At 50.5% G+C, this 12295-nt stretch carries 13 protein-coding genes; 11 read left to right on the top strand and 2 right to left on the bottom strand.

Annotation, left to right across the window (positions count from 1 at the left end):
• From ACTHRH_RS01855 to yajC, 10 genes are all read left to right on the top strand, one after another.
• Window positions 1-740: hypothetical protein (locus ACTHRH_RS01855; protein ID WP_440413798.1), on the top strand; the 740-nt coding region annotated here is incomplete at its 5' end.
• Between the two features lie 71 nt (window positions 741-811).
• Window positions 812-1492, top strand: a complete 681-nt coding sequence (locus ACTHRH_RS01850) for a BofC C-terminal domain-containing protein (protein WP_379290134.1) — start codon at window positions 812-814, stop codon at window positions 1490-1492.
• Window positions 1493-1831: 339 nt separating this feature from the next.
• On the top strand, window positions 1832-2335 hold the full coding sequence (gene ruvC / locus ACTHRH_RS01845) for a crossover junction endodeoxyribonuclease RuvC (RefSeq protein WP_379290132.1): 504 nt from the start codon (window positions 1832-1834) through the stop codon (window positions 2333-2335).
• Complete coding sequence (gene ruvA, locus ACTHRH_RS01840) at window positions 2332-2955, top strand: Holliday junction branch migration protein RuvA (RefSeq protein ID WP_379290130.1); 624 nt, start codon at window positions 2332-2334, stop codon at window positions 2953-2955. Before ruvC ends, ruvA begins: the two co-directional genes overlap by 4 nt.
• Before the next feature lie 36 nt (window positions 2956-2991).
• Entirely contained in the window at window positions 2992-3999 is a 1008-nt protein-coding gene (gene ruvB / locus ACTHRH_RS01835) for a Holliday junction branch migration DNA helicase RuvB (RefSeq protein WP_440413795.1), read from the top strand.
• Entirely contained in the window at window positions 3996-4433 is a 438-nt protein-coding gene (locus tag ACTHRH_RS01830; RefSeq protein ID WP_379290126.1) for a thiol-disulfide oxidoreductase DCC family protein, read from the top strand. Before ruvB ends, ACTHRH_RS01830 begins: the two co-directional genes overlap by 4 nt.
• A 150-nt stretch (window positions 4434-4583) precedes the next feature.
• Window positions 4584-6674 (top strand): SpoIID/LytB domain-containing protein, encoded by a 2091-nt coding sequence (locus ACTHRH_RS01825; protein WP_440413793.1) that lies wholly within the window; start codon window positions 4584-4586, stop codon window positions 6672-6674.
• Between the two features lie 9 nt (window positions 6675-6683).
• Window positions 6684-7790: a tRNA preQ1(34) S-adenosylmethionine ribosyltransferase-isomerase QueA gene (gene queA, locus ACTHRH_RS01820; protein ID WP_379290122.1), complete on the top strand. Its 1107-nt coding sequence runs from the start codon at window positions 6684-6686 to the stop codon at window positions 7788-7790.
• A 55-nt stretch (window positions 7791-7845) separates the two neighbouring features.
• Window positions 7846-8982 (top strand): tRNA guanosine(34) transglycosylase Tgt, encoded by a 1137-nt coding sequence (gene tgt, locus ACTHRH_RS01815; RefSeq protein WP_379290120.1) that lies wholly within the window; start codon window positions 7846-7848, stop codon window positions 8980-8982.
• Window positions 8983-9018: 36 nt separating this feature from the next.
• Window positions 9019-9333: a preprotein translocase subunit YajC gene (gene yajC, locus ACTHRH_RS01810; RefSeq protein WP_144936001.1), complete on the top strand. Its 315-nt coding sequence runs from the start codon at window positions 9019-9021 to the stop codon at window positions 9331-9333.
• A 164-nt stretch (window positions 9334-9497) separates the two neighbouring features.
• Here the strand turns inward: yajC and ACTHRH_RS01805 are convergent, their stop codons facing one another.
• Window positions 9498-10334, bottom strand: a complete 837-nt coding sequence (locus ACTHRH_RS01805) for a phosphatase PAP2 family protein (protein ID WP_440413790.1) — start codon at window positions 10332-10334, stop codon at window positions 9498-9500.
• 84 nt (window positions 10335-10418) lie between these two features.
• A complete protein-coding gene (locus ACTHRH_RS01800; protein WP_440413788.1) occupies window positions 10419-10808 on the bottom strand; it encodes a TIGR04086 family membrane protein in 390 nt (129 codons plus the stop codon).
• A 169-nt stretch (window positions 10809-10977) separates the two neighbouring features.
• On the opposite strand from ACTHRH_RS01800, the gene ACTHRH_RS01795 reads away from it, so the two are divergent.
• Window positions 10978-12291, top strand: coding sequence for an ArsB/NhaD family transporter (locus ACTHRH_RS01795; protein WP_440413786.1), 1314 nt, complete (start codon window positions 10978-10980; stop codon window positions 12289-12291).
• The last annotated feature ends 4 nt before the right edge of the window (window positions 12292-12295 follow it).

Below are 12295 nucleotides of genomic sequence, written 5' to 3'. Positions count from 1 at the left end.
ACTGGCCGCATGACGGGGGCAATGTGCAATCGATGAGCCACTGGCCGCATGACGGGGGCAATGTGCAATCGATGGGCCACTGGCCGCAGAATGTGGGCAATGTGCAATCGATGGGCTATTGGCCGCATGACGGGGGCAACATGCAGCCGATGGGCTATTGGCCGCAGGATGGCGGGTATATGCAGCCGATGAGCTATTGGCCGCAGGATGGCGGGTATATGCAGCCGATGGGCCACTGGCCGAACAGCGGGCCGATAGCTAAGAGCGGGGCAGAGAATGTGTCTGCATCGCCAAATGCGAATTTGGCGGCGCAGGCCAAATCCGGACCGAAGATAAATTCCATGCCGAATCTAGAGGCAGCCGCTAATGCGGGTTCTTTTCCCAATATGGGCCCTCTACCGTTTGGGATGCCGGCAATCCAATATGGAGCTGCTGCAGTAGACCCTTACTATGCGCCTTACTGGTCCCCGGCGGCCCCATGGACATACGGGCCTATGGATGCCCCGTATGCCGGCGGCTTCTCCAAAGAGAAGCATTCCCAATCCAGAGGAACGGACAATGAAGAGCCGACCCCGGGCGAGGCGGCAGAGAATAAGGAAACCGCTGAAATAAAAAAGAATAGCCGTACCAAAACAGGAGGATCCGGCACCAAAGCCTCTCTGCATTCCTACCCGCGCAAGAAGAAAAAACGCAGCACCGTGAAAAAAACGAAAACCAACCAACCGTGGATTAATTACTAGATCCGGTTATTAACGTATAATCCCCTTCATTCTGGAAACACTAAAAAAAAATTCAGAAGAAGGGGATTACCGTGAGCTTATCAAGCCTGTTAAAACAGCTCAAGAAGCTGCTAAAGCAAAAAAAACGATGGTTATCGTTAGGGCTCGTTATTTTGGCCGCGGGCGTATCCGTAACGGCTTCGGCATATTATTGGAACAAGAACAGGACGGTTTCGAACGGAACGCAGGAGCAAAAATCTTTGTCCGTATGGAGTTCCCGGGTTGATTCTCCGGAGGAATCACAGGAAGGCAATAAGGCCGTCTTAGACGTCCTTATGCGGGATAACGAGCCCAAGCTGGTCTTTCACCAGAAGAATTACGTTTGCGGGGAGGAGGTCGTGCAGCTCGGATGGCTAAAGCCCGGAGAAATTGCCGACTATTCTTTACAGAACCCGAGGGCAGTTATATCTTTGCAGGACAATCAGCAGGTTTATTTAACGGAACAGATAGACGATTTGTCGGAAAAATGCAAAGGGAATGTTTATTTCGGAATCGACAAGGACGGCAATCTGTCTTTGTTTGAGGGAATGCCCGCAGGAGAGCAAATTATCCGGACGTTCTTCCAGCTTAACGTTCAGCATTTGAAAAGCAGTCTTCCCAGCGAAACCTTGAATCAGTTGTATGACGGAATTCGGATTCTGGACCTCGATGATTATAACAGCGTTATTTCCACGTTCAGCGACTATGCGGTTCAGGGTGGCAAGAGCGAATAGCATTTGCATCGCAATGGAATACAAATCTAAGTTCCGAATGCCCAGGCAGAGAGGGAAAGTTCTTTCCTTCTCTGTCTGTTTGTTTTTCTCAGGCTTCTCCGTAAGCCAAAAAGGAAGGAAAGTCTCCCGGCGTATACTCACTGAGGAGAATATCTGTTATAATGACAAGGAATACATATGTTCGCCAGTCTGCAGATTTATAATTGGAATGATTGGAATGATTGGAAGACCGAGCTTGTCCCGGACTGCCCTAATCATATTTCGTGAGAATAACGGCAATTGGATACCGATGATATAATATCCGTATCCGGCTTTAGCGGAGAATGGAGAGGAAAGCTGTTGCGAATATTGGGAATTGACCCGGGGATTGCGATTGTCGGGTTCGCTTTTATCGATAAGCTGGGAAGCCGCTTGGTTCCGGTACAGTACGGCTGCATCCAGACGGAGGCCCACACGGAGCCTTCCCTGCGGCTCAAGGAAGTCTATGACGCTACGCTGCAATTGATTGACAAATATAAGCCCGAGGCGGTAGCCATAGAGAAGCTGTATTTCAATCGGAATGTTACGACCGCTTTTACCGTCGGGCAGGCCCGGGGAGTCTTGATGCTGGCAGCGGCGCAGAACGGACTTCCGGTGGCGGAGTATACCCCGCTTCAAGTCAAGCAGGCGGTAGTCGGCTACGGGAATGCAGAGAAGAAGCAGGTGCAGGAGATGGTCAAGATGCTTCTTAAGCTGTCACAAGTCCCCAAGCCGGATGATGTGGCCGATGCCTTGGCGGTAGCCATTTGCCATTCCCATTCCTATGTCCTTATGCAAAAAATGAACGAGGTATATAAACGATGATAGATTTTTTGAGAGGTCAACTTGTCCATCGGGAGAAGGATTACGCCGTTCTGGATGTTCACGGGGTCGGGTATCAGGTTTATTGCGCCAATCCCTACGCCTTGGGAGGACATTCCGACGAACCGGTTACGCTGTATACCCACCAGCATGTCCGTGAGGACGCGATTCTGTTATTCGGTTTTGCTACCAGAGAGGAGCAGTCGCTGTTTCGCCGTCTGATCGAGGTGAACGGCATCGGGCCGAAGGTAGCTATAGGAATTCTGTCTGCGGGTCAGCCGGAGGCGGTCATTACAGCGATCTGTCAGGAGAACATCTCCTTCTTGACCAAGCTTCCGGGGATAGGGAAGAAGACCGCGCAGCGGCTCATTCTCGATCTGAAGGATAAGCTCGGCGACTTGACGGCCGGTTGGAGCAATGCCGATCTTGCGTCCAGTGCGGTTTCCAGGCCTATGTCAGGATTATCCGCCTCGGAAGAGGAGGCCAAGCAAGCCTTGATGGCGCTGGGGTATTCGGAAGCAGAAATCGATAGAGTATGGCCTGCGGTCAAGCAGAGAGCGGCGGATTCGGACCCGGTAGACACGGTCGTGAAGACGGCGCTGCAGCTCTTGTTTCAAGGTTAATGGCTGAGGGGAGCATAGGGAGAAGGAGGACCAGTCATGGACGAACGGATCATATCAGCTAATTTAATGATGGAGGACCAGGCGGTCGAGCTCAGTCTTCGTCCAAAATATTTGGCTGAATATATCGGACAATCACAAGCTAAAGAAAACTTGAAAATTTACATAGAAGCAGCCAAAATGCGCAAGGAAGCGCTGGATCATGTATTGCTTTACGGTCCGCCCGGTCTCGGGAAGACAACCTTGTCGAATATTATCGCCAACGAGCTGGAAGTCAACATTCGCACAACATCGGGTCCGGCTATTGAAAGGCCGGGCGATCTGGCGGCGATCCTGACCAATCTTCAAGAGGGGGATGTGCTGTTCATCGATGAGATTCATCGGCTGCATCGCACCGTGGAAGAGGTCTTGTATCCCGCGATGGAGGACTTCGCTCTGGACATTATTATCGGCAAAGGGCCTAGCGCACGCTCCGTCCGTCTCGATTTGCCTCCGTTCACCCTGATTGGAGCTACTACCCGGGCAGGGCTGTTGTCCGCTCCTCTGCGAGACCGCTTCGGGGTGGTCTGCCGGCTGGAGTATTATACCAACGAGGAGCTTGCCTATATCGTGAGCCGGGCTGCCGAAATTCTGCAGGTGGAGATGGTGGGCGAGGCGGCCATGGAAATCGGGATGCGTTCCCGCGGCACTCCGCGTATTGCCAACCGCCTGCTGAAGAGAGTAAGGGACTTCGCCCAGGTCAAAGGGGACGGGATGATTACGAAGGAAATCGCCGAGGTTGCCCTCCGTTTAATTAAGGTGGATAAGCTTGGGCTTGACGAGATCGACCATAAGATGCTGAAGGCCATCATTACCCATTTCAGAGGGGGGCCGGTCGGATTGGATACGATTGCTGCAACAATCGGGGAAGAAGGGCAGACTATCGAAGATGTGTATGAGCCCTATCTGCTGCAAATCGGCTTCCTGCAGAGAACTCCCCGCGGCAGAATGGCCACGGTTCATGCTTATCGACATCTGGGAATAGAGCCGCCGGAGAAGAAGGAATGAAGAACGGACAGCGCCTTACTTTACTCTACGACGCCCATTGTGTGCTGTGCAGAAGAACGGTGGATACATTGAGCCGGCTGGAGGTCGGCTGTGAACTGATTATGATTCCTTATCAGGAGGCCGAAATTTCGCAGCTTCCCGAAGGATTGACTCCGGAACAACTGCAATCGCAGTTGCATGTTATCGATGAACAGAATCAGGTTTACCGCGGGGCAGAGGCTGTCTGCCGGATTATGTCCAAGGTTAGGGGGTGGAGATGGATCGCGGTTCTGTACCGTATTCCTTTCCTCCGTCCTGTGGCTGATCGGATCTATAAGTGGATCGCCGACAACCGGTATAAGCTGTTCGGACGGAACGAAGATTGTGAATCGGGGAGCTGTCAACTTCATCTGCCAATGGATAAGAAGGAAGAACCTGAGTCGGGGAAGAGATAAGAGCAAGAATGAACCTTATCGCCTGTGATAAGGTTTTTTGGGTTTCAGGGGAAAGCGCGTGCAACTTTTTCCAGAAGTAGGAGTCTATATTCTACAGGGGCTGTCCATAGCTCTCACGTTAAACTGAATGATGAAGGAGACAACCTGTCAATGACACAACCACAACCTAAGCGTTCGAAATGGCTGAAATGGGTAGTTGCGTTTAGCATTGTATGCTCGCCGGTACTTCCGGGACCGGTTCCAGCGGCTAAAGCCTCCGTCGCTACTACGGATACGATCCGGGTCGCTTTATATATTGAATCGCCTAAGTATAAACTTTCCGTACCTGCAGTTACCGTCACGACCGATGGCGGGCTCAGCATCGGATTCCGTCAAGCCGCCGGCCCCACAATTGTGCCGGACGGGGCTCCGTCGGCACTGCGGGCAAGCCTGGATCAATATGGCGTTCTTCTGATGGAGACGGATCAGTATACGGCGGCTAAAGCCTATTACGATAAACTGGTTAAAGCCGGCTATTCCTCCACATTATTTGCTGCAGCCAAGCAGGGTAAGGAAGTATATCAGGTTGGTATCGGCGGTTATGCCGATGCTGCTTTAGCCGCAGCGGCACGGGACAAGGTAAAGGCCGACTCCTCCTTGGCCGCATCGGCGTCTGCCCAGTCCCTGACCGGCCCTCTCCGTTGGAGTGCGGGAACTTATTCTACGGAAGCGGAAGCTTCGGCCCGGGTAACGGAATTGCAGCAGGCCGGACTGCCGGCTGTGCTCGCTTATCATGAGGATGGCGCCGGGAACCCGGCTTTCTCCGCGTGGATTGGACAAGAGGCCGACCAGACCGGAATGGCCGCCATACAGGCACAAGCTCTGCAGGTGATGCCGCAGCTGGCGCTGGTACAGGTCGATACTTCGCAACCGTATGCGGTTAAGCGGGATGATCGTACTCAGGGAATGGGAGAAACGCTGCCGCATCTGCAATTCAATGCCGGCAGCAAGCTGTGGATTTCATCATCCCAGCAATCCAGAATTAAAGTAACCGAGAAAGACAACCGCTCTTATCGCGGCAGTCTCGAGTTAAGTCAATACGGCGGGAAGCTTGCTGTAGTGAATGAGCTTCCTTTGGAACACTATTTATATTCCGTCGTGAGCACGGAGATGGGCCAGGGCTGGCCCATGGAGGCTCTCAAGGCACAAGCGGTAACTGCCCGCAGCTATGCTCTGGAGAAGGGAATGAAATATGAAATCGCCCATGTGACGGACAGTACCATCGATCAGGCCTACAATGGTGTAGAATTCGACGATGTGATCGAGGCCGTTAATGCGACCGCCGGAGAGGTCATGGTAATGGGCAAGGGAATTTTCAGTCCGTTATTTTATTCAAACGGAGGCGGGATTACCGCCGAATCCGAAGAGGTTTGGGGAAATCCGGCCCCCAATTACGCAAGTGTAAACAGTCCGGATTCGATAGCGGAGAAGGGCAAGCTTACCTGGTACTTTGTGTGGCTGCCTAACGGGAAGACCGGGTATATCCGATCCGATTTGTTAAAGGATACCGGGTCCAAGAACGCAGCGGGCATGTCTTATTACGAGCCTACGGAGAACGGGGTTAATGTCCGGTCTTTTCCTGATACGAACAGAGCTTCTGCTGTTGATAAAGTAAACCAGGGGGATAGAATCGTTGTTCTAGATGAAGTGATTGAGAGCAATGCCTATTCCTGGATAAGAGGCACCTATACGTCTGCTGAAATGACCGGTATTATGAATAAGCAGCTGGCGGAGCCTTTGGCCGGGCTGGTCAGAAGCCTGGAGGTATCCAAGCGGGGGCCTAGCGGAAGGGCTCTCGAAATTAAGGCTAACGGCCAAGCCGTCCGGGTACAGTATCCCGATGCCATCCGTACGCTGATGGGAGGCCTTCCGAGCACCCTGTTTGAAATTGAAGAAACGGGAAGGTATACTATACTGGGAGCAAATGATGTATCCCGGACCTACCCGGAATCCGCATTATCTTTGTACGCAGTGCAAGGTGGTTCACCAAGCGCCGTTTTGCCCAACGAGTTCTTGGTATTGAACGGGGCCGGTGACGTACGTCTGGCGACCAAGGACCAGAAATTTATATTCAGGGGCAAAGGCAACGGCCACGGTCTGGGCATGTCCCAGTGGGGTGCCCGCGGATTAGCGGAGCAAGGTTATGATTATAAGAAAATTTTGGAACACTACTATAAGGGAGTTACCATTACTAAGGACTGAATAATAGCTATGGATGTAGAATTGTTTAATTATCATCTGCCTGAGGAATTAATTGCTCAGACACCTCTGAAGAACCGGACTCATTCCCGGTTAATGGCTCTGGATAAGCAGACGGGCCGGATCGGACACCATCTTTTCGAGCAGCTGGAAAGTTATTTGAAAGCCGGGGATTTACTCGTGTTAAATGATACGCGGGTCATTCCAGCCCGGCTTTTTGGCTATAAAGCAGATACCGGTGCCAAGGCAGAAGTACTGCTCCTCAAATCGTTGGGGGAAGACCGCTGGGAAGTATTGCTGCGGCCGGCCAAACGATTCAAGGAAGGCTCACGGATAGAGTTCGGTTCGGACGATGCATCGGAGGGGGCCCCCGATTCCGCCGGTCAGCCGCTGCTCACAGCGGTGGTGGAGCAAGCGGGAGAAATGGGGAGCCGGGTTCTGCGATTTGAGTATCAAGGAATATTCAATGAGATTCTTGATCGCCTGGGACAAATGCCGCTTCCGCCTTATATTAAGGAAAGGCTCGAAGACCGGGAGCGTTATCAAACCGTTTATGCGAAGCATGAAGGATCTGCGGCGGCCCCGACGGCAGGGCTTCACTTTACGACCGAATATTTGGAAAGGCTGCAGCGGCAAGGAGTCCGTATCGCTTATGTAACCCTGCATGTTGGTCTGGGAACGTTCCGCCCGGTATCTGTCGACCGCGTTGAGGAGCATGAAATGCATGCGGAGTACTACAGCTTACCCCAGGAGACTGCCGATGCCATCAATGAAACCAGGGCTTCCGGGGGCCGCGTTATTGCTGTGGGAACAACATCGGCGCGAACATTGGAAACGGCAGCAAGAGTTTGTGGACTGGGAGCCGGACCAATGGTACAGGACAAGGAAGCACTGCAAGAGATAAAGGCCTGCAGCGGGTGGACAGATATATTTCTATACCCGGGAGTGCCATTTCTGCTTGTGGACGCTCTCTTAACGAACTTTCATCTGCCGAAATCTACATTAATGATGCTGATCAGCGCAATGGCCGGTCGTGAGCGCATACTGAAAGCTTATGAGGAAGCTGTTCAACACAAGTATCGTTTCTTCAGCTTTGGAGATGCCATGTTTATCTATTAACGGCCAGGCAAGCCGGTAAAACATTTAATGCAAAAGAGAAAAGGGATGAGCGGTTATGGCGGCGGTAACTTATGAATTAATTAAAACCTGCAAGCAAACGGGAGCGCGCCTGGGACGTGTCCATACTCCTCACGGCGTGATAGAGACTCCTACTTTTATGCCCGTAGGCACTCAGGCAACGGTTAAAACCATGAGCCCGGAAGAATTAAAGCAAATGGACGCGCATATAATTTTAAGCAACACCTATCATCTGTTCCTGCGTCCCGGTCACGAAATCATTAAGCGGGCAGGGGGATTGCACCGCTTTATGAATTGGGACAGGCCCATCCTGACGGATAGCGGCGGATTTCAAGTGTTCAGCCTGAACGAAATGCGCAAAATTTCCGAAGAGGGGGTTGAATTTCGTTCACATCTCAGCGGGGATAAGCTGTTCCTCTCTCCGGAGAAGGCTATGGAAATTCAGAATGCGCTCGGTTCGGATATCATGATGGCATTCGATGAATGTCCTCCTTATCCGGCGGATCATTCCTACTGTAAGCAATCGTTGGAACGGACCACCCGTTGGGCGGAACGCTGCCTTCAAAGTCATGCCCGTCCGGACGAACAGGCCTTGTTTGGAATTGTTCAGGGAGGGATGTATGAGGATTTGAGAAAACAGAGTGCGGCGGAGTTGACTTCGTTGGATTTCCCGGGTTATGCTATTGGTGGACTGAGTGTAGGAGAACCTAAAGCATTGATGTACGAGGTGCTGGATTACACCGTTCCTTTGCTTCCCGCAGGGAAACCAAGGTATTTAATGGGAGTGGGATCTCCGGACGCGTTGATAGAGGGAACGATGCGCGGCATAGATATGTTCGATTGTGTCCTTCCGACACGGATCGCCCGCAACGGTACGGTTATGACCAGCTCGGGACGGATGGTGATCCGCAACGCCAAGTTTGCAGATGATTTCGGGCCTCTGGATCCGGAATGCAGCTGCTACACCTGCTCCAATTATTCCCGTGCCTACATTCGCCATCTGTTGAAAGCGGATGAAACGTTCGGGATCCGTCTGACTACGTATCATAACTTGCATTTTCTGTTGGAATTGATGCGAAAGGTAAGACAAGCTATCCGTGAAGACCGTTTACAGGACTTCAGGGATGAGTTCTTCGAGCAGTATGGAATGAATGACAACACAAGTGGATTTTAACTAAATCGGGGTCGAAGTGGAAAGGGGTGAATGTTAATGAGATATATGGCTGAAGCGGCGGCTGAGCCAGTGGGTACGGGCAATTTGCTTCTATCCCTCTGGCCGATTGCCTTAATGTTCCTGATCCTCTATTTCTTGTTGCTGCGTCCGCAGCAGAAGAGGCAGAAAGCTAGAAACGCGATGCTGCAAGCTTTGAAGAAGGGAGACAAGGTTATCACCATCGGCGGGCTGCACGGAACGATTATCGAGATTACAGACGATACGTGCGTGCTGCGGGTGAATGATGCGACCAAGATGACCTTCGAAAGATCGGCGATTAATTCCGTCGTCTCCTCAAACTCGGAATCATAAGAGAGTATCGCCGCAGGATGATCATGTACATAGAGGTAACAAAAAAGAGCCTGTTCAGGCTCTTTTTTACGTTTGAGAGATGGTTTCGTACATTTATCCTCAGTAAAGTCCGGACTCCCGGTTATACACATTCGTTCTCCGCAAGCTCCCCAACAATTGACAATTTACTGTCCCAGGCTGTCATTCCGAGAGCTGTACACTTTGGATTTTCCCGTCTTTCTTTCGCTGATTTTCATGCCTGCCAACGCAGCGCTAACGCCAAGCACAACTCCTGCGACCATATCCGTAACCCAATGAATCCCCAAATAGAAGATGGAAAAGATGATGAAGGCCGCGGTTAGGCCCGCAAACCAGCTCCAGAACCGGTTCCCTGATTTAAAAGCGATGACGGCCATAGTAACGGATAGCGAGGTATGAAGGCTTGGGAAACAATTATCCAGACCTGATAGAGAACGATAGGTTTCTTCAAAGGTCGGGAACGAATCCAAAATCAGAAGACGTACGTCGGGATGGAAAGACCAGACTTCAAAAACCGGGAAAAACAGGTAAAACGGGAACGCCACCAAATAATTGCCGATTATGGCATAACAAACCGCATAAAAAAGAGATTGCCGTTTGTGAAAGGTATACACGGCAATGGAGACGATCATGACCGCCGGAAAGACAACAACATAGAAGAAGGAAGAGAGCCATGTCAGCGTCGGATGTTCAAAAAAGTGCTGTATGGAAGCTACCAGATTACCCTCCAAATGAAAGATGGCAGGTGTAAAATCGGTCTGGGCAGGTAATTTCTCCTCGACCCAGAGCTCGAGCCTATTTACTAACAGGATGGCTATAACAGCCGCAAAATGAAGAAAGTATTTGCGGGATGACAATAATTCCCGTACGAAAGAACCGGCCACCGTTATGGGATTCGCTCTCGCAGCGAGCCATAACAATACAATGACGGCAACAATGGTCCAGATGGTTACCCCTGTCATAGAGTGGAAGTTAAACATCATGGATTCCTCCTAATGTGGTTGTCTGTCGCCAAAAAACACAACGAACCGTATTATATCACATTAGGACGGATTGTAAATGGTAAGTTATTTATGGGTATTTACGCCTATAATGCCGCCCAGAGCCCCGATAAAGAAGCTCGCTGCGCTGAATAAAATCGTGTTTAAGTCAAAGCCTTTATCAAATCCGAGGAAACCGATCATAATTATAATCACACTATAGACCAGCCCCAGAATCCCCCCGTAATACCATCCTTTCATCTCCGCCTTCCTGCCGGCAACCCATCCTCCCAGGCATAACGAAATGGTATGGATAATGTATGCGTATGCAGGAAGCGCGTCTTCTTTTTGATCCGTTAGCATAAGGATAAGAGAAGTAATGATGGCCGCAATACTCATAATGATGAAGGCATACAGCAGGCCGGACAGGATAGGGGATTGAATCCGTACACGGGAAGTGTCGTTCTTGGTTTCCATTTAGCTTTCCTCCTTACTTTTGGGAATGCAAAACTCATCCTTGTACATTGTATGGCCAAGCCGGAGTGATTAGTACAAAGGAGGGAAAGGTTGATTAGGTAATAGACGGGATTGGAAGATTTATGTATAATCTTCAATTAGCACAATCGAAACACAAAGGAGTGCAACTATGAACGAGTTATCGATGGAAGCGGCGACCTGGCAAGTCGTTGCTGCTGTAGTGATTTTCCTGGTCAGCTACGCACTGATTGTTGCGGAGAAATGGAACCGGGCAGTGATTGCCATGGCCGGCGCTATCCTGATGATCATCCTGGGTCTGGTTGATTTTGAGGCGGCCTATCAATCCTATGTGGATTGGAAAACGATATTTTTATTAATCGGCATGATGATCATTGTAGGAATTACGAGCAAAAGCGGTGTTTTTCAATATTTGGCGGTCCGAGCGGCGCAGAAAGCCAAGGGGGACCCGATCCGGATTCTGATTCTTCTCTCTTTGCTTACTGCAGGGGGCTCGGCTTTGCTGGATAATGCGACTATTGTACTGCTAATGGTGCCGATTACGTTTTCTATAACACGTATTCTTAAGCTGAATCCGGTTCCCTTCCTTATTGCCGAGATTATTTCGGCCAACATGGGAGGAACGGCAACCCTTATCGGAGATCCTCCCAATCTAATGATTGGTTCGGCCACACATCTTAATTTTATTGATTTTCTGATTCATCTGGCGCCGGTTATTCTTATTATTCTTGGAGTGACCCTGTTGTTCTTCAAGCTGCTATACGGTAAACAGCTCAAGGTGCAGGCCAAGGAGCGCAAAGAATTGATGAAGCTGAGCGCAAGAAGCTACATAACGGATAAACCCTTGCTTATAAAATCATTAATCGTTCTTGGATTAACGATTATCGGCTTTCTTATCCATCATCTCCTGCATCTTGAAGTCGCCGTAATTGCCATGGCCGGGGCTACGATTCTAATGCTTGTGGCTATTAAAGATAATGATGTTGAAGAGATGCTTCAATCGGTAGAGTGGGTCACCATTTTGTTCTTCGCAGGACTATTTGTGCTCATTGGCGGATTGATTGAAGCCGGGGTTATTCGCAGTTTGGCTACAGGGATGCTGCAGATTACGGAAGGAGATATCGCTTTTACCGCAATGCTCGTTCTGTGGGTCTCGGGATTTGCTTCGGCAACGATAGACAACATTCCGTTCGTAGCGACTATGATTCCTCTAATCAAAGATATGGGAGCTCAGCTTGATGTAGCTCCGTCCGCTTTGAACCCGGTTTGGTGGTCTTTGGCGTTAGGGGCTTGCCTGGGAGGCAATGGAACGTTGATCGGCGCATCGGCCAATTTGATCGTGGCCGGAATGGCCAAGAAGGAAGGAAAAGCATTTTCTTATATGGAGTTTCTTAAGGTAGGGGCACCGGTCACCTTGATTTCTCTGGTCATTTCGTCCTTATATGTTTATTTTGTTTTACTATGACCGG

The organism is Paenibacillus sp. SAFN-117, assembly GCF_051966115.1.
In the GTDB taxonomy this organism is placed as follows: domain Bacteria; phylum Bacillota; class Bacilli; order Paenibacillales; family NBRC-103111; genus Paenibacillus_L; species Paenibacillus_L residui.
This window is presented reverse-complemented; position numbering and strand designations above follow the sequence as displayed.

Coding starts and splice junctions, on each gene's coding strand:
- ACTHRH_RS01795 (WP_440413786.1), top strand. CDS start 10,978: ATGAACGAGTTATCGATGGAAGCGGCGACCTGGCAAGTCGTTGCTGCT.
- ACTHRH_RS01825 (WP_440413793.1), top strand. CDS start 4,584: ATGACACAACCACAACCTAAGCGTTCGAAATGGCTGAAATGGGTAGTT.
- ruvB (WP_440413795.1), top strand. CDS start 2,992: ATGGACGAACGGATCATATCAGCTAATTTAATGATGGAGGACCAGGCG.
- ACTHRH_RS01830 (WP_379290126.1), top strand. CDS start 3,996: ATGAAGAACGGACAGCGCCTTACTTTACTCTACGACGCCCATTGTGTG.
- tgt (WP_379290120.1), top strand. CDS start 7,846: ATGGCGGCGGTAACTTATGAATTAATTAAAACCTGCAAGCAAACGGGA.
- ACTHRH_RS01800 (WP_440413788.1), bottom strand. CDS start 10,808: ATGGAAACCAAGAACGACACTTCCCGTGTACGGATTCAATCCCCTATC.
- ruvA (WP_379290130.1), top strand. CDS start 2,332: ATGATAGATTTTTTGAGAGGTCAACTTGTCCATCGGGAGAAGGATTAC.
- yajC (WP_144936001.1), top strand. CDS start 9,019: ATGAGATATATGGCTGAAGCGGCGGCTGAGCCAGTGGGTACGGGCAAT.
- ACTHRH_RS01805 (WP_440413790.1), bottom strand. CDS start 10,334: ATGATGTTTAACTTCCACTCTATGACAGGGGTAACCATCTGGACCATT.
- queA (WP_379290122.1), top strand. CDS start 6,684: ATGGATGTAGAATTGTTTAATTATCATCTGCCTGAGGAATTAATTGCT.